The organism is Citrobacter sp. H12-3-2 (assembly GCF_009649895.1).
GTDB lineage: Bacteria > Pseudomonadota > Gammaproteobacteria > Enterobacterales > Enterobacteriaceae > Citrobacter > Citrobacter portucalensis.
In genome coordinates this window covers 2,775,387-2,800,981 of record NZ_CP045837.1, presented here as the reverse complement: position 1 = coordinate 2,800,981, position 25,595 = coordinate 2,775,387, and the positions used below count along the sequence as shown (strand labels likewise).

The following is a 25,595-nucleotide window of genomic DNA, read 5'->3' as shown; positions in this document are numbered from 1 at the left end:
ATCAAACTACAAATTTGCGGCAAGCGTTTTTGTGAAATAATTGTGACGAGAACGTTTTTTGCGCAATAAGCAAGGGGAAAACAAGGGATTAGCGCCGGGCAAGGTGATATTGCCCGGCGAACAGCATTAAAAACGGCTATCAACCGCAGAGGCGAGTTTTTCAACCAACAGTTCAGTATCTTCCCAGTTCAGGCACGGGTCGGTAATGGACTGACCGTAAACCAGCGGCTGGCCGCTAACGATTTTTTGCGTACCTTCACGCAGGAAACTCTCCGCCATAATCCCGGCAATCGCCGTCGAACCATTGCGAATTTGCTGGCATACATCATCACAAACGTCCAACTGACGGCGATGCTGCTTCTGGCAATTACCGTGGCTAAAATCGACCACCAGATGCTCAGGCAGGGAAAATTCGTGCAGGGTATCGCAGGCGGCAGCAATATCTTCAGCATAATAATTCGGCTTTTTACCGCCACGCATGATGATATGCCCGTAAGGGTTACCGCTGGTCTGATAAATGGTCATCTGGCCGGTTTTATCCGGCGAGAGGAACATGTGACTGGCGCGGGAGGCGCGAATCGCATCGACGGCGATGCGCGTGTTGCCATCCGTTCCGTTCTTAAAGCCAACCGGGCAGGAGAGCGCGGAGGCCATTTCACGATGGATCTGACTTTCGGTGGTGCGCGCGCCAATAGCTCCCCAACTGATTAAATCAGCAATAAACTGGCCGGTCACCATGTCGAGGAATTCAGTCGCCGTGGGGACGCCCAGTTCGTTGACCTGCAACAGCAGTTTTCGCGCCAGTTCAATACCGTGGTTCACACGATAACTGCCATTCAAATCCGGGTCGGAAATCAGGCCTTTCCAGCCTACGACGGTGCGTGGTTTTTCAAAATAGGTACGCATCACGATTTCCAGACGCGCCTGGTGCTTAGTGCGCAGCGCCTGTAACCGTGTCGCGTATTCCATCGCGGCATCAAGATCGTGAATCGAGCAGGGACCTACGATCACCAGTAAACGGGGGTCTTCACCATTTAAAATTTTTTCTATCCGACGTCGGGAGTCCGTAACATGACGGGCGACGGAGGACGAAACAGGATGCCGTTGCGCAAGCTCTGCTGGAGTGACCAGGTTGTCAATACGCGCAGTACGGAGTTCATCGGTTCTGTTCATTACTTGTCTCAGAAATTTGTTGCTTCAACGGCAGGACTACCGGGAAGTGATGTACATCACAATATCACACTCATCCTGCCTGGTGGCGAGCATAATAACAAAAAATCGAACCAATGCACTAGCATTCTAGTACATGCGGCGATTCAGTCCCATGATATCGAGGATCTTGGTAGCAATCTCTTCTACCGAATAATTGGTACTGTTCAGCCAGGGGATCTGGTTTTTCCGATAAAGCGCTTCCACCTCAGCAACTTCCATACGGCACTGACGCAGCGAGGCGTAACGGCTGTTCTCACGGCGTTCTTCGCGGATGGCCGCCAGGCGCTCAGGGTCGATAGTCAGACCGAACAGCTTATGCTGCAACGGCTTCAGGGAGGTGGGCAGCACCAGATTATCCATATCATCGGCAATAAAGGGGTAGTTGGCCGCGCGGATACCAAACTGCATGGCCAGATACAAACTGGTCGGGGTTTTGCCGCAACGGGAAACGCCGAGCAGGATCACCTGCGCCTGATCGAGGTTGCGCAACGAAATACCGTCGTCGTGGGCGAGGGTGTAGTCAATGGCAGCGATGCGCGCGTCGTACTTGTTGAGGTTACCGGGATTCAAACCGTGCGTGCGGTGGGCGATAGGCGTAGGGTCGAGTTTCATCTCGTGCTGCAGTGGGGCAACCAATGCCTGCACGATATCCTGACAAAACCCTTCGCTTTGCAGAATGATCGAGCGAATTTCCGGCAGGACGATGGAGTAAAACACTAAAGGGCGCACGCCAGTTTGTTGGTAGATAGCGTCAATCTGGTCTTTAACCGCGCGCGCACGACTCTCATTTTCCACAAACGGCAGCGTAATACTGCTGATCGTGACCGGAAATTGCGACATCACCGCGTGACCCAATACCTCGGCGGTGATGGCCGTACCATCAGAAATATAAAATACGTGACGATCAACAGCATTATCCATTTTGCTCATCCTGGGGCAGATATAATTCTCTGAAAGCATAAATTAAAATTCGCCAGAAGCGAATATTGCGGCATCTATTTTATAAAATGAAACGGTATTTTTATATTTAATGAAAAGTACATTTCATTTTTCGGAACAAATGTTTATACCGGTCATTTTTGTGGTGATCCCGTGTGGCTCGCGGGTTTGCGCAAATGCGGAAACAATCTGAAAAAATAAAAAATAAAGTTGCTTGAACGATTCACCGTTTTTTTCGCCGGAGTAAATATGCCAAGATAATTACGCAAAATTGAGTTTCCTAACCTCGTTCATATATAAGGATTGTTCGATGTCCAACAATGGCTCGTCACCGCTGGTGCTTTGGTATAACCAACTCGGCATGAATGATGTAGACAGAGTTGGAGGCAAAAATGCCTCCCTGGGTGAAATGATTACTAACCTTTCAGGTATGGGTGTTTCCGTACCGAATGGTTTTGCAACGACCGCCGATGCGTTTAACCAGTTTCTGGACCAGAGCGGTGTAAACCAGCGCATTTATGAGCTGCTGGATAAAACGGATATCGACGATGTCACTGAGCTTGCGAAAGCCGGGGCACAGATCCGCCAGTGGATTATCGACACTCCTTTCCAGCCCGAACTGGAAAATGCCGTCCGCGATGCCTACGCGCAGCTGTCAGCGGACGATGCCAATGCCTCTTTTGCCGTGCGTTCTTCCGCTACCGCAGAAGATATGCCAGATGCGTCATTTGCCGGTCAGCAGGAAACCTTCCTCAACGTCCAGGGATTTGATGCCGTACTGGTTGCCATCAAACACGTATTTGCCTCGCTGTTTAACGACCGCGCGATCTCTTATCGTGTTCACCAGGGCTATGACCACCGTGGCGTCGCACTTTCTGCTGGCGTTCAGCGGATGGTGCGTTCTGACCTCGCGTCCTCAGGCGTAATGTTCTCCATCGATACCGAATCCGGTTTCGACCAGGTTGTCTTTATCACGTCCGCCTGGGGCTTGGGCGAAATGGTCGTGCAGGGCGCCGTTAACCCGGATGAATTCTACGTGCACAAACCGACCCTGGCGGCTAACCGTCCGGCGATCGTCCGTCGCACAATGGGATCGAAAAAAATCCGCATGATTTACGCGCCGACCCAGGAACACGGTAAGCAGGTGACCATTGAAGATGTCCCGCAGGAACAACGCGACATTTTCTCCCTGACTAACGAAGAAGTGCAGGAACTGGCCAAGCAAGCGGTGCAGATCGAGAAGCACTACGGTCGTCCAATGGACATCGAATGGGCGAAAGACGGTCATACCGGCAAGCTGTTTATTGTTCAGGCGCGTCCGGAAACCGTGCGCTCTCGCGGTCAGGTGATGGAGCGTTATACGCTGCATGCTCAGGGTAAAATTATTGCTGAAGGTCGCGCCATCGGCCACCGCATTGGCGCGGGTCCGGTCAAAGTCATTCATGACATCAGCGAAATGAACCGCATCGAACCAGGCGACGTACTGGTTACCGACATGACCGACCCGGACTGGGAACCGATCATGAAGAAAGCGGCAGCAATTGTCACTAACCGTGGCGGTCGTACCTGTCACGCGGCAATCATTGCCCGTGAACTGGGGATCCCGGCCGTGGTTGGCTGTGGCGATGCGACCGAGCGCATGAAAGATGGTGAGAAGGTAACTGTCTCCTGTGCCGAAGGTGACACCGGTTATGTTTACGCTGACATGCTCGACTTTAGCGTGAAGAGTTCCAGCGTGGAGACCATGCCGGATCTGCCGTTGAAGGTGATGATGAACGTCGGTAACCCAGACCGGGCTTTCGACTTCGCCTGTCTGCCAAACGAAGGCGTCGGCCTGGCGCGTCTGGAATTTATCATCAACCGCATGATTGGCGTACACCCGCGTGCGCTGCTCGAGTTCGATGACCAAACGCCTGAGCTGCAAAATGAAATCCGCGCCATGATGAAAGGTTTCGATTCTCCGCGTGAATTCTATGTCGGTCGTCTGACGGAAGGGATCGCGACGCTGGGTGCGGCGTTTTATCCAAAACGCGTCATCGTGCGTATGTCGGACTTTAAGTCCAACGAATATGCCAACCTGGTCGGCGGTGAGCGTTATGAACCGCATGAAGAGAACCCGATGCTGGGCTTCCGTGGGGCGGGCCGTTATGTTGCCGACAGCTTCCGCGACTGCTTCGCGCTGGAATGCGACGCAGTAAAACGTGTCCGTAACGACATGGGCCTGACTAACGTTGAAGTGATGGTACCGTTTGTACGTACCGTTGCCCAGGCGAAAGCGGTGGTGGAAGAGCTGGCACGCCAGGGGCTGAAACGCGGCGAGAACGGACTGAAGATCATCATGATGTGTGAGATCCCGTCTAACGCCTTGCTGGCCGAGCAGTTCCTCGAGTACTTCGACGGCTTCTCCATCGGCTCAAACGACATGACGCAGCTGGCGCTGGGTCTGGATCGTGACTCTGGTGTGGTTTCTGAACTGTTTGATGAACGTAACGACGCGGTGAAAGCACTGCTGTCGATGGCGATTCGTGCAGCCAAGAAACAGGGTAAATACGTGGGTATTTGCGGCCAGGGACCTTCTGACCACGAAGACTTCGCAGCCTGGCTGATGGAAGAGGGGATCGACAGCCTGTCGCTGAACCCGGACACCGTAGTACAAACCTGGCTGAGTCTGGCTGAACTGAACAAGTAATATCATGCCTTATCCGGCCTATTCAACGTAGGCCGGATAAGATGCGTTAGCATCGCCATCCGGCGCTTTATCCTGTAATACTCTCCACGCTCAAACGCTGAATAATATCCTGACGAAGCTGGTATTTTTGTACTTTACCGGACGCCGTGCGTGGTAATTTCTCCACGATCACAATGTGCTCAGGGTATTTGTACTTTGCCACCCGCTTGCGGCTAAAAAAGGCCACCACTGATTCCAGCGACAACGAATGATGCGGGGGTTTTAGGACCACGTAAGCACACGACCTTTCACCTAAGCGTTCGTCCGGCATCGCGACAACACAGGCATCGTGAATGCGAGGATGCTGCAATAAAATATCCTCAACTTCGCGGCTGCTGATGTTTTCTCCACCGCGGACAATGATATCTTTTTTCCGTCCGGTGATTTTGATGTACCCCGCATCGTCCATTCGGCATAAGTCGCCGCTGTAATACCAGCCGTCTTGATCCAGCGCGCGGGCGGTAAGTTCAGGTTCATCGAGGTAGCCCATAAACACATTGGGACCACGCGAAGCTTCTTCACCTTCTACCCCCGCGGGCAACGTATTGCGTGCTTCGTCGACCACTTTAATTTCGACGCCTGCAGCAGCATATCCGTCGGTATTCATCATGCGAGAAAGCGAATCATCGAGATTGACCAGCGCATGCGGTGAACTCTCTGTCGAGCCATAAATGCTTAATAATTTTATGCCGAGCTGCTGGCAGTCACGGGCAATCTTCTGTGGAATGGTTGTGCCCCCACATAAGAAAAAGCGTAGCGATGAGAGATCGCGTGGTCGTTTTTCCATGCTACACAACATGTCGTAGACGAAGGGCGTTGCGCCGAGCACACAGGTACAGCGTTGTTGCTCCAGCAGTTCAAGACAGGCGGTTGGGGTGAAAATATCTAACAATACGCTGCGTGCGCCGATTAAAAACGGTGCAGTAACGCCATGCAGAAAACCGGTAGCGTGTCCCAGTGGTGCGGGCATCAAAAACACATCCTGCCAGGTGAGATTGAGGCGGGCACAGTAGGCGCGCTCGCTGGCAAGGATGTTGTTGTGGGTCAGCATTACGCCTTTTGGCATTCCCTCGGTACCGGAGGTAAACAACACTGCCGCCAGTTCATCGGCGTGAACATTAATCGTCTGGGTTAAAGGCGGAGCTAAAAGCAGTTGACTGAGCGCCAGCGAGGTAGTTGCCGGAGCCAGTTTATCCACGGCAACGATCTGTTGCAGATGCGGCAACTGGTTTTGTAAGGGGAGGATCAGATCGACCGGTCGGGTCTGTTTAAACAGCGTCGGTGCGAAAAAAATCTTCGCTTTGCACTTATTCAGCACCCATACCAGCTCTGCTTCACGCCACGCTGGCAGCAGCGGTACGGAAACGGCCCCGGTTTTCAGGCAGGCCAGGTAGATAATCGTAAACTCGCACCAGCCCGGTAACTGGAAGGCAATGCGATCGCCGGGTTGAATACCGCAGGCTAAAAACCAGGTTGCCAGACTGCTGGCCGCGCTGTCGAGTGCAGCATAGGTGTATGAAGCGCCATGGTTATCAACCACGGCGATTTTATCTGGCATGGCTCTGGCAGTTTGGTTCCAGTAATCGCCAAGCGAAGCATCTCCCCATAAACCCTGTTGCCGCCAGACTTCGCGGCGTTCGGCGTTAAACGTTAGTGTGATACTCATGAAGTTATTCCCAGGATGATTTCGGCATACATCTGACCGGATGGCCGGCGTGGCCGATCCGGTGTACTACAGGCAAAATCCATTAGCCGTAGCGAAAATCAACGCCAAATGTTCCGACCGGATATTCCCATTGGTCGAGGATCGTGTCGCCGCACAGTACTCGACACGTTCCGCACTCCAGGCAACCAGCAGAATCAAAATGAATGTTTCCACTCTCATCCTGCTTATACAGCCCGGCGGGGCAGGCTTTCAGCAGCTTGCGAAATTCATTAAGGTCTGGATGTTCGGCCAGGATAATGTGCGGGTGGCCTTCATTGACATTGAATTTATTGACGCCCAGTTTGACGTCAACGTTAACGGTATTGTCCTGATTCATAGTGCAGTTGCCCCCTTGATACCGTCTTTCAGTAAGTTCAACAGCCCGATTTGTTTTGCGTGGGACATAATCATCTTGCGAACCGGTTGATTTGGACGTCCGTCAACGGTGAACATATCGCTCATGATGTCGGCCACCATACGCGGATACTGAGTGAACAGCCGTGGGTTTTCCATTAACGCCGGGATCTTGCGAAAATGCTGTAAATCACGCATCACACAGCCCTGTTCGAGCGCGCGCTTGTAGTCCATCAGGCTGCTGGCAGAGAAATCCTGGCGTTCTTTTGCTGCAATAGCTGTTTGGGCAGCGGCTTCTGCGGAAGCGATGGCCAAATCCATACCTCGCACCGTGAAACCCAGGTTCAAACAGAAACCGGCGGCATCGCCCACGATCATCACACCGTCATCGACCAGCTTTGGAACCATTGCCAGACCGCCTTCCGGCACCATATGCGCGGAATATTCCAGTAGTTCTCCACCGGCAATCAATGGCCGAATAGTTGGATGTCGCTTAAAGTCTTCCAGCATTTGTGGAATGCTTTTTGTGGCATGGGCAATATCCCCCAGACCACACACCAGACCCAGAGAGATGGAGTCCTGGTTGGTATACAAAAATCCGCCTCCCATCAACCCATCAGACGGTGAGCCTGCAAACAGCCAGGCCGCGCCTTCATTACCTGAAAGATTGAAGCGATCTGCAATGACCGCTGGAGGTAAGCCGATCAGCTCTTTTACGCCAACGGCATAGTGATGTGCAGAAGAGGGCGGAACCATCCCCAGGGAACGCCCCAGCATAGAGTTGACGCCATCGGCAAGGATGACAATATTGGCTTCCAGGATATCGTCACCGGCCTGAACTCCGGTAACCTTATTACCTTCGCGGATCAGGGCATCGACGCGCACGCCGGGGATGAACTGCACGCCAGCTTGTTCCGCCTTATCCATTAGCCATGGGTCAAGTCTGTTGCGCAAAACGGTATACGAATCCTGCGTTGGTGCGTCAGCTTTTTCACAATGGAAATCGAGAGTGACGGCGCTTTCTTCGGTCAGAAAGGAGATTTTTTCGCGGGTGACTTTACGCTCGAGCGGCGCTTCCTGCGCGAACCCCGGCATGATGCGCTCAAGACTATGTGCATAGAGTCTTCCGCCGGTCATATTTTTACTGCCTGCACTGTTTCCGCGCTCGATGACCAGTACGTCCAGTCCGGCCTGAGCCATCACGTAGCCTGCAACCGTACCCGCCACGCCAGCACCGACCACAATGGCATCAAATTTTTCATCTGACATGCTTTATGCTCCCTTCCCGCTGCGAGGGCAGCGGGATATGTGCGTTAAATGTGGGGGTTAGCGGCTGAGATGCTCGATAAGAGCCGGAACGACTTTGTAGATGTCGCCGACCAGTCCGTAATCGGCGTAATTGAAAATAGGGGCTTTCTTATCTTTGTTGATGGCAACAATGACTTTCGCGCCGTTACCGCCAACCATATGCTGAATTTGTCCCGAAATGCCGAGGGTGAGGTAAAGGTCCGATTTCAGTAACACGCCAGAAACGCCGATGTAGCGTTCGCGTTCCATCCAGTTTTCGCCTTCGGCAATCGGTCGTGAACAACCCACTTCTGCACCCAGTACAGATGCCAACTGGTGCACCATCTCCAGATCGTTTTGCGCAACCAGGCCGCGGCCCACACCCACCACACGTTTGGCTTTGCTGAGATCCACGCTGCTTACGGATTTGGCGCGACGTTCCTGGCACATAATTTCATGGTGCGGTGCGATGTAAGGTGCAGAGACAACAGGGCAGGTATGTGAAGCATTAGCCTCTACCGGTTCAAGTACACCTGGGGCAAGGGTGATAATTGCCTGAGTTGTTTTGATTTTTTCTTTGCCGAATGCCAGGCCACCGTACATACGGTGTTCTGCGAACAGTGAGCCATCATCAAGCGTTACCGACGTGGCGTCATTTACCATCGCTGCATTGAGCTGAATACTTAACCGCGCACCAAGGGATTTAGCGCGTTTAGTCGCTGGCATCAGCAATAGTCCGGTATGTTCTTGTATCAGGGCGGCGATGGTCTCGGCGAAATTTTCAACACGCTGTAAACCAGACGTTGTTTCAAGCACGACAATCTCATCGGCACCCAGAGGTTTAACCTGATTGGCCTGTTCGTTGCCTTGTACAATAAGGTGTACCTGTTCACCCCACAGGCGTGCGCCGGCCATTAATTCTGCATAGCGTTCTACGTTATCGCTGAACACCCATACGTTAGCTAATTTACTCATGATAATTTCTCTCCGTTGGGCTTAGTTCAGGGCTTTTTTCAGATGCTCAGCCAGCTCGGCGATGGCTTCTGCTGAGTCATTTTCCAGAATGATGTGCTTACGTTCTGTTTGTGGCGGAACGGTGAGGCTCACCAGTTCTGCTAACGGTGAGGCAGGTGTCCAGCCAATATCGCTGGCTTGCCACGGTGTGACTGGTTTTTTACCTGCGCCCAGAATGGCTTTCATCGAGGGAATACGCGGCGTGTTGATATCCGAGGTTACGCACAGCACGGCGGGGAGCGACAGTTCAATCACTTCAACTTCGTCTTCCAGCGTACGTTCAACCACAATGCGATCGCCGTTACGTTGGATGTTGCTGACGGCGTTAATCACCGGAAGTTGTAAGAGTTCGCCAACCAGTAAGCCAACCTGCTGGGCGTAGATGTCTCCAGACCCTTCGCCGAACAGCATCAGGTCGAATTCAATGTTTTTGGCCGCGCAGGCCAGCGCCTGAGCCGTGTCTCGCGGTAATGAATGCTCCAGTTGGGGATCCTGCACCATAAACAAACTGTCCGGCCCGCGGGACAGTACGTCTTTACGCACTTTGGAGTTTTGCAGTAGCGAGCCGCCAACCGTTAGGGCGACGATTTCATCACCTTCCGCACTAAGTTGCGTCGCGGCCTCTATTGCATTCAAATCAAACTGACTGATTTTGGCATCGGCCCGGTCAAAGTTAAGCGAACGTTCTGGGGTAACAACAATGTCCTGTTCTTCAGGCACCAACTTAAAGCAGGTTATTAGTTTCATGGCATCTCCAGTGATTCTCGTGTGGATGATGACGGGGAGTGACATCATCAACAGTAGGGAAAATTGACTGAAAATAGTGTGCGGCAGAGGGAGACTGTTTTCGACGGGGCAATCTGTTTTCATTCCCAACAATCTTGCAAAAAAAAGGACTTTAGGAATGCTGAGTTTATGAACGTAAAGACGACGTCGGGTGTTAAAGTGATAAATATGGAAATAAAATCGAGACGTTTTTTTGAGAAATGGATCATATTTTTATCCGTTTCTGCATGCACTTTGTTTCTGGTGTGTAAATTATTATTGCTGACTTAATAACATTTACACTTTCCTGTTATTTTAAAATAAAAACAATTTGTGCGAGCAGCGTGCTGAAGTTGGAGGTGTCATCTTGCAGACGACGTAAATAATTTTGTTTCGCCTGGACAGAATAACGTTGTATAACGTCTTCATCGTTTTTACTTTTCAATATTAACTATCCGCAAAATTACTGCCTTTCGGTGGAGGTTGTCATGTATCAACGCTGTTTTGATAATGCCATGGAGACCCTTTTTGAACAGGGAAAAACCCCGAGATTTTCGCGATTCGTCATCAGTGATGATCCTAACTGGGAGTCGGGTCATCATGTTCATGACAATGAAACAGAGCTTATCTATGTAAAAAAAGGTGTCGCAAGGCTAATTATCGACTCTTCGCTGTATGTCGCACATGCGGGTGACATCGTAGTGATAGAACAAGGGCGGTTACATGCGGTTGCTTCCGATAGCAGCGCACCTGCAACCACTTACACCTGTGCGCTCTACGGCTTTCGTTTCAACGACTGGCAGGAGAACCAACTCTTGCAGATGCACTCGTGTCCGGTTATTAGCGTTAGCCAGGGCAAAGAGGTTATTAAAAGTATCTTTAATGAACTGAGTGTTATGATCCCGCAGAGCAAGAATAACCTGACGTCTTCCGCTTATGACGCCTTCGCTTATGCATTAACCGTTTTATATTACGAAAACTTTAAAAATGCTTATCGTTCTGAGCAGGGATATATTAAAAAAGATATCTTAATTAAAGATGTGTTGGTTTATTTAAATAACAATTTCCGAGAGAAAATTACGCTGGAACAGTTGTCTAAGAAATTTCGTGCCAGCGTGAGCTATATCTGTCACGAGTTTACTAAGGAGTATCGTATTTCGCCGATTAATTATGTGATTCAGCGGCGAATGACAGAGGCAAAATTTGCCCTGACGAATACGGAGTCCTCGTTGGCAGAAATTTCCTGGCGGGTAGGGTATGAAAATGTCGATCACTTTGCCAAACTCTTTCAGCGGCATGTGGGTTGTACCCCCAGCGATTATCGTAAGCAGTTTAAAAATAACCTTGTAGAACAGGAATGTTTGATGCCAGAAATATGATTAACCTGGCACGTGCCGGATAACGCATTTGCGCTATCCGGCAAGCATTACTGCTTACTTATTCTGATAATCTTTCAGGATTTGGCGACCCGCGACGTAAATCATGATTTCATCTGTACCACCGCCAATGCGTTCACAGCGGACATCACGCCAGAAGCGGGAAACGCGTGCTTCGTCGGTGTAACCCAGCCCACCCATAATCTGAATGGCGTCATCAATCACTTCCATTGCAGTACGTGCACAATACAGTTTTGCCAGCGCTGCACTGGTGCGCAGAGACTGTTCCTGATCGGCCTGCCAGGCGACTTTTAACACCATATTGCGCATGTTATCGATTTTAATCGCCATCAGCGCCAGTTTTTCCTGGATCATCTGATTGTGACCAATTGGCTTACCAAATGCGATGCGCTGGTTGGCGTAACGGGCGGCATCTTCGAAGGCGCATTCAGCAAAACCGGTACTGCGCGCAGCGTTGATCAAACGTTCCATTTCGAAGTTGTACATGACGTTGAGGAAACCCATGCCTTCCTCTCCGACCATATCGCTTTCATCCACTTCAACGTCATCAAGATAAACTTCGCAGGTGCTGAGCATATGCCAGCCGATTTTATGCAGCGGATTAACCTTAATGCCGGGTTTTTTCGAATCGACCCACCACAGCGTAAAGGCTTTTTTCGGATCTTTTGGCTCCGGATCGCGGGCCAGTACCAGCATATATGGATACTCTTTTGCGCCGGTGATAAAGGTTTTCTGCCCGTTGAGATAGACCTTACCGTTTTTGCGAGTGTAGCTGGTGGTCGCGCTGTTGTTGTCGGAGCCAGCTCCCGGTTCGGTTAATGCCAGCGCATACGCTGGATCGCCCGTTTCCATGGTGCTTTCTGCGGTCTTACGCAGCTGTTCAGCGGATCCAAAACGACGCATACTGTGAATGCACTGACCGTTAGTGATCAAAAAAGCGGGTGCGCCGCATTTTGAAACTTCCATCAGCGCCAGCATCTGTGTGACGTAATCCGCCGGGATGCCACCAAACTCTTCCGGAACGCCCAGCATCGAAATACCGTTGTCCGCCAGGGCACGCATAAACTCTTTCGGGTAGGTCGCCGTCTGATCACAGGTACGGAAATATTCTTCCGGGAAATTGCTGGTAATCAGTTCCCGAATACTGGCAAGCAGCAGTTCTTGTTCTTCAGTTAAAGAAAAGTCCATCAGGGTACTCCTTTTAATTGGCGGCGTCGGGTAATACAAAACCCATCGAGGCATCGATAAATAATCTTTCGTCCATCAGCTTCAGATTTGGCGAAATAATTGGCGTGAAATCCATCTTGTCCAGGATGTCTTCCTGTAAAGAGACTCCCGGTGCAATTTCGATTAAATGAAGACCATCTGCTTTTAACGTAAATACAGCGCGTTCAGTGATGTAACGCACATCAAGTCCACGTTCGAGAGCAATTTTTCCGCTGAAAGTCACTTCAGGTAATTCGTTGACGAATTTTTTCACCCGACCTTCCTGCACAATATTTAACTTGCCATCGGCAACTTCCGTTTTCAGACTTCCGGCAGTTAACGTGCCGCAGAAAATAATTTTTTTGGAGGTGGCACTAATATCGATAAAACCGCCGGTACCCATGATCTTGCCATTGAATTTGTGTACGCCAACGTTGCCGTGGCGATCGACTTCGGCAAAACTTAAATAGCACACATCCAGCCCACCACCGTGATAGAAGTCAAACTGGGAGGTCATATCCAGAATGGCGCGGGTGTTGACGTTGGCGCCGAAAGCAATACCTTGAGAGGTGATGCCGCCAATCGGACCCGTTTCGACTGTCAGAATAAAATCGTCAGCACAGCCTTCTTCGCGCGCGACGAGGCCAATGCCATCGGCAATGCCTACGCCAACGTTGCCGACCGCACCTTTGCGCATTTCAAACAGGGCGCGTCTGGCCACCAGTTTACGCTGATTGAGCGGCAGGGCAGTCTGTTGGCTGTCATCGAGAACAAAATCGCCAGAGATAAAGCGGTTAACCGGCGCGCCACCATACAGTTGCGTTTGGTCGGGGTCGATGACCACAATATCGACCAGATAGCCGGGAATACGCACCGATTTCGGATGCAACGTGGCTTTCTTCACCATCTTTTGCACCTGCATCATCACGATGCCACCGTTATTGTGTACGGCCTGGGCAATCACCAGCGCATCAAGATACATCACTTCATCTTCAAAGGTGGCGTAGCCTTCACTGTCGCAAGTGGTGGCGCGAATAAAGGCGATGTTTGGCGCAATGGCCTTGTAATACAGGTACTCTTTGTTATCAATTTCCACCAATTTGATCAGATCTTCGGTGGTCACTTCATTCAGCTTACCGCCCTGTTGGCGAGGGTCAACAAATGTACCGATGCCGATATCACTAAGGATCCCCGGCTGGTGAGCCGCCGATGCACGCAGGGTTTGGGTTAATACGCCCTGAGGATAGTTATAGGCGGCAATTTTATTTTGTTCAGCCAGATCGGAGATTCGCGGTGATTGTCCCCAGTGGCCGCATAATGCCCATTTGACTAAACCTTCCTGTGCCAGTGGACTAATTCCCCGGTCGGCACGGTCACCAAGACCTGTAGGACTAATCAACGCTAAATTTCGTGGTGACTGAGAATTTTTATATTTTTCAGCCAGTGCGTTAATTAATGTTGTTGCTTCGAGAATACCCCCGCCTGCACCTAATACACAAAGCGTTGCTTCATCAGGAATATAATTGACTGCATCTGCAGCGGATAATACGGGTACCCGACCATCTATACGATTTGGCCTTGAAAATTTCATGTGAACTCCAGATTATATGCGTGCGACTACCTGTCGATATATTCGACAATAATATTGTTAGTTATTTAATAACGCTTAATTACCGGCCAGATATCCGTGGTTAGACGAATATCTGGGGTAGGGCATTACTGATATTTATATGGATATATCTGTAATTAAGCCTGATGCAATATTGTCAATACAGTACGCAGGTCGGTGACCGAAATTTGTCCTGGTGCGGAGGCTTTTTTTACTGCCCCAAAGGTTGCCGCTGAACCGAAAACCTCACCAGACAGACGTGAAATCACCCCTGTTTTAGCCATCGACATGGTGATTATCGGGCGATCGGCATAGCGTTCTTGCATTTCCAGCGTGGCACTAAGCAGCGTCAGAACATCCGTTTTATTTTGCGGCATCAAGGCAATCTTCGGGATATCAGCATCAAGTTCCTGCATTTTACGCAGGCGCTGGACAATCTCTTCCGCGGCTGGTGTCTTATGAAAATCGTGATTAGACATAATCACAAAGACATTTTTCGCATGCGCATGCTCGACGGTCGCTTTGACCAGCTCGTCTCCGGTAAACAGTTCCAGATCGATCATATCCACCAGACCGCTGTCTACCGCCGCGCGGTTAAGTGCAATATAGTGCTCGACAGACAGAGCCTGTTCACCGCCTTCTTTGGCGCTACGGAAGGTGAAAAGCAGTGGTTTGTCAGCCATCACATCGCGGATGGTGCGCGCAGCTTCCAACACCGCCTCAATGGAAGAGACATCGGTGAAATGGTCTACGCGCCATTCCAGAATGTCGAAATCCGCTTCGCGATAGGACAGCGCTTCGTTTTTTATCGTTGCGATGTCTTTACCCATCAGCGAGACAATGATCTTCGGCGCACCCTCGCCAATAACGAGGTTTTTTACGGTTACGGTTTTCATTGATTACCCTTTAACTATTGTACAAATGCTTGCCCGTCAGGCGGCAAAACCCATAACCTGTTTCACATACTCCAGTGGGAAATCTTTCCCGGTCCAGAGCTTGAACTGTTCAGCCCCTTGCCACAACAACATGCCGTAACCATCAATTGTTTTGCAACCAGCACTTTGTGCCTGCTGCAATAATTTGGTCATATGCGGGTTATAGACGCATTCGGTTACCAGCAGTTCCGGGCGCAGCAGGGAAGCGTCGGTCACGAGAGATTCATTTTCCAGCGGCTTCATGCCGACTTTAGTGCCGTTGGTCAAAATATCTGCGCTGGCAAGTGCGTCAGCAAAAGCCTGGCGATCGGCGAGATCGATAACGGTGACCACGCAGTCGGTGTTTTCATTGACGCGTTTGGCAAACTCCTGCGCTTTGGCAAAAAACTCATCCTGGCGGTTAAAGAGTTTAATTTCTTTGATGCCTTCAATCGCTGCCTGTGCACCAATGGCCGTCGACGCACCGCCTGCGCCCAACAGTACCATGGTTTTACCTTTGATATCGAAACCACTTTCCTTAATTGCACGAATATGGCCCGTGCCATCGGTATTGTAACCACGCAGGTAACCATCATCATTGACGATAGTGTTAATTGCGCCGACCAACTTGGCTGCAGGCGTTAATTCATCAACATACTCACATGCCAGCTGCTTGTTGGGCATTGAGACCCCGGTACCCCGCATCTTTAAGGCCTTCAGACCGGCAATGGCATTAGCAAACGTTGAGTTATCAACTTCAAATGCCATGTAAGTGAATGGCAATCCCGCTTTTTCTAATGCCTTATTTTGCATTTCAGGCGACAGACTGTGTCTGATAGGGTAAGCCATCAAACCAATCAGTTCATATTTAGCAGTTACGTCCATTTGATACTCCTTCTAAACAATTTATTGAAAATAACGCTCGCCCAACCGCACATCATTTTTGGGGATATCAAATACGCGGTAGTAACGAATAAAGACGATGATGGCGGTGACAAAAGCCAACAGAGCAAATGCAAGGTCCAGCAAAATAATGTATTGCAGACCAATGTTAGAGAGGTATCCGGTGATTAATGGGATAATAAAGTTGGCTACGCCACCCATCATCATATAAATACTGGTGACTTTGGCTTTGCTCTTGGGAAAGAACTCTGACATCACCGAGACACCGAGCTGTAAAATACCGCCAGCGGCAGAGAATCCAATGAGAAATGAACCGGCGTTACATACCAGCGGAGATGGGTATAAATAGATCACGGCTGCGGTGATGGTTGCCAGTCCGGCATTAAATACATTCGCCCAAATAGGCCGTACCCATTTTTTCAACAGTGCGGCAAAGATAAATACGCAGACCAACGAACCCATACTGTAGTAAGAGATTGTTTTCAGTGCGTCGGATTCTGCCATGCCAGCAAAGGCCATCGCATATTTCGGCATCCAGACCACGATGACGTAAAAAGTCGAAAAGGCAGCAACACCAAACATGACGGATGCCACACCTTCCAGCCAGACCAACGGTTTACTGTTCATCTGTGGCAGATCTTTCGCGATGCCGGCATCCACCATCTGGCTGGGGAAACGACTTTTTAGCAGCATCAGGGTAATGACTACAAACAACGCACCTGGGATAATGACCGCATAACCGTACCAGATATGGTTGAGCAGCATGGTGCTGACGACGATGGGGTAGATCATCTGCCCAAACGAGACCATAGCTTTCACCAGGATAACGGCTGAGCCAGAGGCTTTAGGGAAGCATTCCATTAACGCCGGGTACCCACCGGTATCCAGTGCCGAGTTTGCCACGCCAACGCAAACGGCCAGAATAAAGGCAATCATCAGATTAGGGCTGGCGGGAATACCGAAGAAGAACAGTATATACAGAATAGCCCCTAACAGAATGATAGCCCGACGACCAAATTTATCTGAGAGCACGCCAAAGAATAAGATGCTCACCAGTCGTCCCAGACCAATGCCTGAAATTAAATAGGCAATTCCTGCATTGTCGGTGGAAAACTTTTCTGCAAGAGAGGTCATATTTTGCGCCAGTGTAATGACGCTAATGCCGTGTAGGAAATAACTTAAATAAATACAGGTTATCGCCAAAAGAAATGGCGTATTAAAGGTCTTGCTTTGAGACATTTTCACAACTCCTTGCGGATTTTAAAATTGTTCTGTGCTCGTCGATATTTTTTAAATTGCGGCGACCTTGTAATTAATATACCGGGCGGAAGCCACAGAACCTACATAGCATGGCGTTTAAGTTACCAGGTATATTGCATAACACACTGTGAAATTGAACTCTGCCAGCCGGTGTTTTGTTGATGTTTTAAAACATATGCCAATTATTTTGCAGAAGGGGGGAACAATATTGCATCCACGCTATTCTACGGCTTGTATCATTTTTAGCTGATGCTTTGACGCGATGTGGCTGCGATAACCAATAAACAACGCCAACAGGAACCCAACAGCAGCTATGCCAGTATCAAGCCACATGATGTGAGCAATACTGGTTTCTGAGAGTTTTGCTGTTATCAATGGAATAGTGAAGGTCGCAATGCTGCCCGCACTGTAGTAAATACCGGTCGCTTTACCCTTCGCATGCGGAAAGCGTGCGGCCATGAGCGTTAAACCGATTTGCACAACGCCCCCTGCGGAAGAAAAACCGATGACAAACGCAAAGATAATGACCACGTAGGGTGTCGGATGCAGACAAACCATCAGCAGTGCGACAAATGAGATAAACGTATACAGCATCAGCATCGATGTCGCGCGTTCTGCTTTTCGCGCCAGCGGGGCGGTGATCAGCACGCACAGTAGAGAGCCGCAGGTATAAATGCTTAACAGTTTGATAGATAACGTATAGGACATTCCTGCGACAAACTGTCCGTATTGCGCCAGCCACTGGCTTACCAGGTAAAATGTTGCCATTGCGATGTAGCCGTACAGGGTGTAACTGGCAAGGTCGAGCAGGGAGCAACGATGTTCAGGTTGTGCGGTTTCTCGTTCTGCAGGTTGTGCCCGGATGACGATATGAGGCCCGGGGTGTGGAGGAAACCGACAGCGAAACAAAAACACGCCGTTGAGTATCATAACGGCAGCCGCCAGCAGGAAGGACCAGCCAAACCAAAGTTCGGCCCACACCAGCAGGCTGATGATCATTGGCAGCAGGAACTGACCGCTGGAGACGAAGGCTTTTATCAAAATATTGGCCGTGCTGGGGGAGCGGGGGAATGCCTCCATCAGGCTGGGATAGGTTCCGGCATCGAGAAAACTGTTTGCCATTCCTGCTAAAAAACCAAAAGCATAGGCAAGAAAAATACTGTGAGTATTGATGATGCCAATAAAGAAAATCAGGTAGCAGGTCATACCAAGGATAATAAATGGTCTGCGACCGTAGCGATCGGAAAGCATCCCTGCCACTAATAAAACGCTTAAGCGGCCGATGCCGAGTGAGGAAATAACAATCGAGACGCCCGCAGCATTGGTTTGCCACTGTTGTTCCAGCGAAGACATATTGAGGCTCATCAGAATGACCCCCATGCCGTGCACCAGGTAATTTAGGTACAGCCCTATCGCAGTGGAGAAATAGGTGTTTTTCATAATGTGTTACTCAGCGAAGAGGCTAAATAGGTAAGGCGTTGCAATCTCTTAACACATACGCTCGAGATCGTGAGCATAGAGTTCAACAGCAGCCGACTGATAGATTTTCCAGTCGAGAAAACAATCGTGGTGATAAACCGCCTGAAAAGCGTTCAGATCGGGGAAAAAACGCATGGTGTTATTACCGATACGATTATTTATTTTGTCGATAATTGCATTAATTCTTAACTTCCTCCTTGCTTTCATTTCTGAACAAATGCGGATGATGTCTTCTGGAATTTCTCTTTCACCCTTTTCCCATTGCTGCCAGGCGGCAACATTGTTATCGCGCGCGATATACCTGGCGCTTTCTTCCACCGTCATAGCAAAAATATGGCGGATCGCCTGTAGTTCTAATGCGTTCATTATTTGGTCACTTCATAAAAGACGGTGGAATAGTAATAACATTGCTGTGGATATTTCTGCTTGAAGAGAGTCACAGTATTTTGTGCAATATTATTTGTTCCTTGACGGGGAAGATAATGTGTTGGTGCGTTAAGGTTGGTGGAGTGGCGCGCGAAGGACAAAAAAAAGCCCATCGTGGGAGATGGGCAAAGACTACACACAGCAATTCGTTGTTTCACTCAGGGGATTTCCATGCTTATAAATCAATGTGTTGATCTAAAGCCATGGCCTAATAGTAGGCATAGTGATTTTTTACGTCGATCAGATTCATCTCAATAGTTTAAAAACTGTAAAGAATTTGCGACACAAATGATTATTTTAAGAAGGACGAGGTTGGGTCTAATCCCGCAAGAGGAAGAATTGATTAGTATTGTTAAACAATCAGGCGGCGCTGCCGCCTGATGTTGGATTACTTATTGCGTTCGATTTCAGCAATTTCTTCGAGGATTTCATCCGGATTGGTACCTGGCGCAGGGGCTTCGTTTACCCAGGCGGAGAACAGACGCCAGGAAACGGCCAGCACTACTGGACCGATAAACAGACCAATCATGCCGAAGGCAATCAGTCCGCCGATGACCCCGGAGAGAATCAGGATCAGTGGCAAATCGGCACCCATACGAATCAGCATCGGTCGAATAACGTTATCCAGCGTTCCGACTACGCCGCTCCAGACCAGAAGAACCGTGCCCCAGGTTGAATCACCCGTCCAGTACAGCCAGATAATGGCCGGAATCAGCACCGGCAACGGCCCCAGTTGCACCAGACAAGACAGGATCATCAATACCGCCAGCAGCGTGGCGTAAGGCACGCCGGTTACCGCCAGACCAATTCCCCCGAGCACTGCCTGCACCAGAGCGGTGACCACAACGCCCAATGCGACGGCGCGAATGGCTTGCGCGGCCAGCAGAATGGCAGCATCGCCACGTTTTGAGGCAAGACGGCAAGCGAAGTGACGAATACCTAATGCGACCTGTTCACCGCGCCAGTACAACAGGGCACTGAACAGCAGCATCAGACCACAGTGCATCATAAAGCGGCCGATATGCGCGGCCTGACCGACAAACCAGGTGGTGGTGGTACCGATATAAGGACGAACCTTGGCCATAATGGCCGAACCGCCCATATCCAGTAAACTGTGCCATGCGCCATACATTTTGGCACCCACCAGTGGAATGCTGTTCAACCAAGCCAGATCCGGTAGCGTCATATCACCTGCGGTTACGGCATGGATCAGCGGCCCGCTGCCATCGACGATACTGTTAACCAGCAGCGCGATAGGGATGATGAACAACAGCACTAACAACAGTGTCATCACCAGTACGGCAAGTGAACGACGTCCCCAGAGCAATTTTTGTAAGCGTAGCAGGATAGGCCAGGTCGCAATGACAATCGTACCTGCCCAGGCAAAACCGAGGATAAAGGGCTGAACAATCCAGAGACAGGCCACAATCAGGATGGCTAAAAACAGCACCGATAGCAGCACTTGTGCAATATCCCTGGGCTGACGGAAATTTACCATAAATACTTTTCACCTTTGTCTTTGCGCCAGAACGTTGACGCGACGTGAACACGTTAATCACACTCTATAATGATGAGCAATTTCAGCGGTTTTGAACAGGCGGATTCTGCCTGTAAATCTGCTGAGCGTATTAGAAAAAAATGTGATACAACAAACAAAGCAACACGCAAACGATTAAATTCACAACACAGACCGCAGGAAAGGGTCACTATAATGATTCCACAAATTTCTCAGGCGCCAGGTGTCGTTCAGCTGGTGCTCAATTTTTTGCAGGCGCTGGAGCAGCAAGGATTTACGGGTGATACGGCAACGAGCTATGCCGATCGTCTGACAATGTCGACGGATAACAGTATTTATCAGCTGCTTCCTGATGCTGTCGTTTTCCCTCGTTCAACCGCAGATGTGGCGCTAATCGCCCGTCTGGCGGCAGAACCGCTATTCTCGTCGTTGATTTTTACCCCGCGCGGCGGCGGCACCGGGACTAACGGTCAGGCGCTGAACCAGGGCATTATTGTTGATATGTCCCGCTATATGAGGCGCATTATTGAAATCAACCCGCAAGAAGGTTGGGTGCGGGTAGAAGCCGGGGTGATAAAAGACCAGCTTAACCAGTTTCTGAAGCCATATGGCTATTTCTTTGCCCCGGAATTATCCACCAGTAACCGGGCAACGCTCGGCGGGATGATCAACACCGATGCGTCCGGGCAAGGATCGTTGGTTTACGGTAAAACTTCCGATCATGTGTTGGGCATCCGTGCGGTGCTGATGGGCGGTGATATTCTGGATACCCAGCCCATGCCGGTCGAGCTTGCCGAAATGCTGGGTAAAAGCAATACCACGATTGGCCGTATCTATAAGACCGTTTATGAGCGTTGTCGTGATAACCGACAGCTGATCATGGATAAATTCCCGAAACTTAATCGCTTCCTGACGGGTTACGATCTGCGGCACGTCTTTAACGATGAGATGACTGAATTTGATTTAACCCGCATTCTTACCGGCTCTGAAGGTACGCTGGCGTTTATCACCGAAGCCCGCCTTGATATCACGCCACTGCCCAAAGTCAGACAGTTGGTTAACGTTAAGTACGATTCGTTTGATTCGGCGTTGCGTAACGCGCCGGTGATGGTGGAAGCGCGCGCATTGTCGGTAGAAACCGTCGACTCCAAAGTACTCAATCTGGCGCGTGAAGACATCGTCTGGCACTCAGTAAGCGAACTGATTACCGATGTCGCGGATAAAGAGATGCTGGGACTGAATATTGTCGAGTTTGCCGGTGACGACGAAACCTTAATTAATTCGCAGGTCAGCGCACTCTGCGAACGCCTGGATGGGTTAATCGCTCGTCAGGAAGCGGGCGTTATTGGCTGGCAGCTGTGTACCGAACTGGCTGGCGTAGAACGAATTTACGCCATGCGCAAAAAGGCTGTCGGTCTGCTGGGCAATGCAAAAGGTTCCGCGAAGCCAATTCCGTTCGCCGAAGATACCTGCGTTCCTCCGGAGCATCTGGCTGACTATATTGCCGAGTTTCGCGCGCTGCTCGACAGCCATGGTCTGAGTTACGGCATGTTCGGCCACGTGGATGCTGGCGTGCTGCACGTCAGGCCTGCTTTGGATATGTGCGACCCGCAGCAGGAAGTGCTGATGAAACGCATTTCTGATGATGTCGTCGCGCTGACGGCAAAATATGGCGGTTTGTTGTGGGGTGAGCACGGGAAAGGTTTTCGTGCGGAATACAGTCCGGCGTTTTTCGGTGATGAACTGTATCGTGAACTGCGCAAAGTGAAATCGGTGTTTGATCCGCAAAACCGGCTCAACCCCGGCAAAATCTGTCCACCGGAGGACGTTGATGCGCCGATGATGAAAGTGGACGCGGTGAAACGCGGAACGTATGACCGTCAAATCCCGCTGGCCGTACGCCAGGAGTGGCGTGGGGCAATGGAGTGTAATGGCAACGGGTTATGCTTTAACTTCGATGCGAAAAGCCCCATGTGTCCGTCGATGAAAATCAGCCTTAACCGTATCCATTCTCCGAAAGGGCGAGCTACGCTGGTACGTGAGTGGCTGCGTCTGTTGGCCGATCGCGGGATCGATCCTGTGCAACTGGAAAAAGAGCTACCGGAGAAACGCGCCAGTTTACGCACGCTGATTACCCGTACCCGCAACAGCTGGCATGCACGCAAGGGCGAATACGATTTCTCGCACGAAGTAAAAGAGGCGATGTCAGGGTGCCTGGCGTGTAAAGCCTGTTCCACACAGTGTCCGATTAAAATTGATGTGCCGGAGTTCCGCTCACGCTTCCTGCAACTGTACCACACGCGTTATCTGCGCCCGTTGCGCGATCATATGGTGGCGACCGTTGAGAGCTATGCACCGCTAATGGCGCGGGCGCCTAAAACGTTTAACTTCTTCATCAATCAGCCGCTGGTGCGAAATCTGGCTAAAAAGCACATTGGAATGGTTGATTTACCGCTATTGTCTGCGCCGTCGCTGCAACGCCAACTGGTGGGACATCGTTCTGCCAATATGACGCTGGAACAGCTCGAATTACTCAGCCTCGAGCAAAAAGCCCGTACGGTGCTGGTGGTACAAGACCCTTTCACCAGCTATTACGATGCGCAGGTGGTCGCTGATTTTATACGTCTGGTAGAAAAACTGGGTATGCAGCCGGTACTGCTGCCGTTTTCGCCAAATGGCAAGGCGCAGCACATTAAAGGCTTTTTAAACCGTTTTGCCAAAACGGCGAAAAAGACATCCGAGTTTCTTAACCGGGTAGCGAAGCTGAATATTCCGATGGTGGGTGTTGATCCGGCGCTGGTGCTTTGTTATCGCGATGAATACAAGCTGGTGCTGGGAGAACTGCGGGGTGATTTCCATGTGCTGCTGGCCAACGAATGGTTATCAAAAGCTGTGGAAACACAGCAGTCAGTCGCTGTTGGCGGTGAACCGTGGTACTTCTTTGGCCACTGTACCGAAGTGACGGCTTTACCGGGCGCGCCTGCACAATGGGCGGCTATTTTTGCTCGCTTTGGCGCAAAGCTGAAGAACGTCAGCGTGGGGTGCTGTGGTATGGCGGGCACCTACGGTCACGAAGTGAAGAATCACCAAAACTCATTGGGTATCTATGAGTTATCATGGCACCAGGCAATGCAACGATTGCCACGTAACCGTTGTCTGGCTACAGGGTACTCCTGTCGCAGCCAGGTTAAACGCGTTGAAGGTACGGGCGTTCGCCACCCATTACAGGCACTGCTGGAGATTATAGGATGATCTGGAAACGTGAAGTCACACTCGAGGCGCTCAATGCCATGGGTGAAGGAAATATGGTTGGGTTGCTCGATATTCGTTTTGTGCACATTGGCGACGATACGCTGGAAGCTACGATGCCAGTGGACCATCGCACCAAACAACCCTTTGGGTTGTTACACGGCGGCGCATCCGTGGTGCTGGCGGAAAGCATTGGTTCGGTAGCTGGCTACTTGTGTACTCAGGGTGAGCAGAAAGTGGTGGGCCTGGAGATCAACGCCAACCATATCCGTTCTGCACGGGAAGGGCTCGTCAGGGGTGTATGTCGCGCGTTACATACAGGTTCTCGTCACCAGGTGTGGCAAATAGAAATCTTCGATGAGCAGGGTCGATTGTGCTGCACGTCGCGTCTGACGACCGCAATTTTGTGATGCATATTGCTTTTGGTCATTATCTGCACAGGGAATGGTGTTATACTGTGCAGGTTTTGAACACAAGCGAGGATGATATGTCTACCCAATTAGACCCTGCCCAACTGGCAATAGAATTTTTACGTCGTGATAAAACCGATCTTTCACCGGCTCAGTACCTGAAAAGGCTGAAACAGCTTGAGCTGGAGTTTGCAGATCTGTTGGCGCTCTCTTCCACTGAACTGAAAGAAGAGATCTATTTTGCCTGGCGCATGGGCGTTCATTGATTCCGGTATGCTTATCGTAACGAAACCCCGACACGCGTTCGGGGTTATTTTTTGCCTTAAATCTTCATTACCACTTCATCTCGCCGCTGTTAACTTTTGCACTTAGTTCCAGCGAGCTTACGTCTGCAAGGCCTGGCCATGCTGCCGTCATGGTTTTAATCACATAGTCCGATCCTTTCTTCGCCCCTAGCGCCTGCTCAAACGACTGCAAATAGTCCTGGGTGAAGCGAATAGCTTTATCACCGGTTGGGCGGTCGCCAATGTAATGACCCGGGACCACCTGAGTGGGCTGTAAGCTCTGCATTTCGCTCAGTACGCTACGCCATGCACTACGTTGTTGTTCAGACTGTGTATCCGCCGTCCAGACGTGAATACCTGAAGCCACGCCTGTGCCGCCAATAATGGCTCGATTCGCCGGGATCCAGATATACGCTGCATAATCGTTGGCGTGACGCAGTTCCAGCGTTTCGTCATCAACCGTGAACTGCGTTTGCGTAGTCGCCTGCGGAACGGTGAGCGATGTTGGTGCGCCGTCCTTCATTTGCGGGCCCCAGAACTGCAGCTTGGCCTCTTTGGTGGCGCGGATATGGTCTACCACCTGCGGCGTTGCCAGGACTTTTACCTGTGGGAAGGCCTTAACGATGGGCTCCAGACCAAAATAGAAATCGGGATCGCCGGAGGTGATCACAATAGCCTTCAGCGTTTTACCGCTGGCGCGAATCATTTGCACCAGTTGTTCACCATCTTTGGTACTGAACTGGGCGTCAAACAAAATCGCCTCTTTTGGGCCAGACACCAGCGTCGAAGAAACCGGGAAAATAGCCTTATCCTGTGGATTATAGACGTCCAGCTGTAGCGGCGCGGCGAAAGCTGAAGACGCAAACAGAGGTAACAGCAGGGCCAGAGTTTTAACTTTCATACCAGGTAACCTTGTGCAGGAAATTGTCTTTTGATAG

The 25,595-nt window shown here is 50.5% G+C and carries 21 protein-coding genes and 1 other RNA gene; 5 read left to right on the top strand and 17 right to left on the bottom strand.

What is annotated here, in order from left to right:
• Positions 1–126 precede the first annotated feature (126 nt).
• Together aroH and ppsR are read right to left on the bottom strand one after the other, a co-directional pair.
• Complete coding sequence (aroH, locus tag GHC22_RS13370) at positions 127–1,173, bottom strand: 3-deoxy-7-phosphoheptulonate synthase AroH (RefSeq protein WP_003030555.1); 1,047 nt, start codon at positions 1,171–1,173, stop codon at positions 127–129.
• A 126-nt stretch (positions 1,174–1,299) separates the two neighbouring features.
• Positions 1,300–2,133: a posphoenolpyruvate synthetase regulatory kinase/phosphorylase PpsR gene (gene ppsR, locus GHC22_RS13365; RefSeq protein ID WP_003832602.1), complete on the bottom strand. Its 834-nt coding sequence runs from the start codon at positions 2,131–2,133 to the stop codon at positions 1,300–1,302.
• A 328-nt stretch (positions 2,134–2,461) separates the two neighbouring features.
• Here ppsR and ppsA point away from each other — a divergent pair, with 328 nt between their 5' ends.
• A complete protein-coding gene (gene ppsA, locus GHC22_RS13360) occupies positions 2,462–4,840 on the top strand; it encodes a phosphoenolpyruvate synthase (protein WP_003832604.1) in 2,379 nt (792 codons plus the stop codon).
• Between the two features lie 67 nt (positions 4,841–4,907).
• On the opposite strand, the gene fadK is transcribed toward ppsA, so the two are convergent.
• The 5 genes from fadK to GHC22_RS13335 form a co-directional block, all read right to left on the bottom strand.
• Positions 4,908–6,545: a medium-chain fatty-acid--CoA ligase gene (fadK, locus tag GHC22_RS13355; protein ID WP_079933935.1), complete on the bottom strand. Its 1,638-nt coding sequence runs from the start codon at positions 6,543–6,545 to the stop codon at positions 4,908–4,910.
• Positions 6,546–6,627: 82 nt separating this feature from the next.
• Positions 6,628–6,921: a ferredoxin ydiT gene (locus GHC22_RS13350; protein ID WP_008784590.1), complete on the bottom strand. Its 294-nt coding sequence runs from the start codon at positions 6,919–6,921 to the stop codon at positions 6,628–6,630.
• Positions 6,918–8,207 carry an FAD-dependent oxidoreductase gene (locus GHC22_RS13345; RefSeq protein ID WP_153753231.1) on the bottom strand — a complete coding sequence of 430 codons (1,290 nt, stop codon included), beginning with the start codon at positions 8,205–8,207 and terminating at the stop codon, positions 6,918–6,920. The genes GHC22_RS13350 and GHC22_RS13345 overlap by 4 nt, the downstream gene beginning before the upstream one ends.
• A 57-nt stretch (positions 8,208–8,264) precedes the next feature.
• Complete coding sequence (locus GHC22_RS13340; RefSeq protein ID WP_057067844.1) at positions 8,265–9,200, bottom strand: electron transfer flavoprotein subunit alpha; 936 nt, start codon at positions 9,198–9,200, stop codon at positions 8,265–8,267.
• A 21-nt stretch (positions 9,201–9,221) separates the two neighbouring features.
• Positions 9,222–9,986 carry an electron transfer flavoprotein gene (locus tag GHC22_RS13335; RefSeq protein WP_020996442.1) on the bottom strand — a complete coding sequence of 255 codons (765 nt, stop codon included), beginning with the start codon at positions 9,984–9,986 and terminating at the stop codon, positions 9,222–9,224.
• Between the two features lie 506 nt (positions 9,987–10,492).
• On the opposite strand from GHC22_RS13335, the gene GHC22_RS13330 reads away from it, so the two are divergent.
• Positions 10,493–11,383 carry an AraC family transcriptional regulator gene (locus GHC22_RS13330; protein ID WP_032943176.1) on the top strand — a complete coding sequence of 297 codons (891 nt, stop codon included), beginning with the start codon at positions 10,493–10,495 and terminating at the stop codon, positions 11,381–11,383.
• Between the two features lie 54 nt (positions 11,384–11,437).
• On the opposite strand, the gene GHC22_RS13325 is transcribed toward GHC22_RS13330, so the two are convergent.
• The 9 genes from GHC22_RS13325 to ydiK form a co-directional block, all read right to left on the bottom strand.
• Positions 11,438–12,589 (bottom strand): acyl-CoA dehydrogenase, encoded by a 1,152-nt coding sequence (locus GHC22_RS13325; protein ID WP_003832619.1) that lies wholly within the window; start codon positions 12,587–12,589, stop codon positions 11,438–11,440.
• Positions 12,590–12,602: 13 nt separating this feature from the next.
• On the bottom strand, positions 12,603–14,198 hold the full coding sequence (locus tag GHC22_RS13320; RefSeq protein WP_008784596.1) for an acyl CoA:acetate/3-ketoacid CoA transferase: 1,596 nt from the start codon (positions 14,196–14,198) through the stop codon (positions 12,603–12,605).
• Positions 14,199–14,353: 155 nt separating this feature from the next.
• Entirely contained in the window at positions 14,354–15,112 is a 759-nt protein-coding gene (gene aroD, locus GHC22_RS13315; RefSeq protein ID WP_153753229.1) for a type I 3-dehydroquinate dehydratase, read from the bottom strand.
• A gap of 36 nt (positions 15,113–15,148) precedes the next feature.
• A complete protein-coding gene (gene ydiB / locus GHC22_RS13310) occupies positions 15,149–16,015 on the bottom strand; it encodes a quinate/shikimate dehydrogenase (protein ID WP_003836604.1) in 867 nt (288 codons plus the stop codon).
• 21 nt (positions 16,016–16,036) lie between these two features.
• Entirely contained in the window at positions 16,037–17,272 is a 1,236-nt protein-coding gene (locus tag GHC22_RS13305) for an MFS transporter (RefSeq protein WP_032943180.1), read from the bottom strand.
• Positions 17,273–17,512: 240 nt separating this feature from the next.
• Positions 17,513–18,733 carry an MFS transporter gene (locus tag GHC22_RS13300; RefSeq protein WP_103285111.1) on the bottom strand — a complete coding sequence of 407 codons (1,221 nt, stop codon included), beginning with the start codon at positions 18,731–18,733 and terminating at the stop codon, positions 17,513–17,515.
• A gap of 48 nt (positions 18,734–18,781) precedes the next feature.
• On the bottom strand, positions 18,782–19,138 hold the full coding sequence (locus tag GHC22_RS13295; RefSeq protein ID WP_153753228.1) for a YdiL family protein: 357 nt from the start codon (positions 19,136–19,138) through the stop codon (positions 18,782–18,784).
• 157 nt (positions 19,139–19,295) lie between these two features.
• Positions 19,296–19,403: antisense sRNA RprA (rprA, locus tag GHC22_RS13290), an RNA gene on the bottom strand.
• A 183-nt stretch (positions 19,404–19,586) separates the two neighbouring features.
• Positions 19,587–20,696, bottom strand: a complete 1,110-nt coding sequence (ydiK, locus tag GHC22_RS13285; protein ID WP_003832632.1) for an AI-2E family transporter YdiK — start codon at positions 20,694–20,696, stop codon at positions 19,587–19,589.
• A gap of 213 nt (positions 20,697–20,909) precedes the next feature.
• Here ydiK and GHC22_RS13280 point away from each other — a divergent pair, with 213 nt between their 5' ends.
• The 3 genes from GHC22_RS13280 to GHC22_RS13270 all read left to right on the top strand — a co-directional run bounded on the left by GHC22_RS13280 (position 20,910) and on the right by GHC22_RS13270 (position 24,639).
• Positions 20,910–23,966: an FAD-binding and (Fe-S)-binding domain-containing protein gene (locus GHC22_RS13280; RefSeq protein WP_153753226.1), complete on the top strand. Its 3,057-nt coding sequence runs from the start codon at positions 20,910–20,912 to the stop codon at positions 23,964–23,966.
• Positions 23,963–24,373, top strand: coding sequence for a 1,4-dihydroxy-2-naphthoyl-CoA hydrolase (menI, locus tag GHC22_RS13275; RefSeq protein ID WP_008784603.1), 411 nt, complete (start codon positions 23,963–23,965; stop codon positions 24,371–24,373). Before GHC22_RS13280 ends, menI begins: the two co-directional genes overlap by 4 nt.
• A gap of 77 nt (positions 24,374–24,450) precedes the next feature.
• On the top strand, positions 24,451–24,639 hold the full coding sequence (locus tag GHC22_RS13270; protein ID WP_003030540.1) for a YdiH family protein: 189 nt from the start codon (positions 24,451–24,453) through the stop codon (positions 24,637–24,639).
• A gap of 67 nt (positions 24,640–24,706) precedes the next feature.
• On the opposite strand, the gene GHC22_RS13265 is transcribed toward GHC22_RS13270, so the two are convergent.
• Complete coding sequence (locus GHC22_RS13265; RefSeq protein WP_153753224.1) at positions 24,707–25,558, bottom strand: Vmh family MBL fold metallo-hydrolase; 852 nt, start codon at positions 25,556–25,558, stop codon at positions 24,707–24,709.
• Between the last annotated feature and the right edge of the window lie 37 nt (positions 25,559–25,595).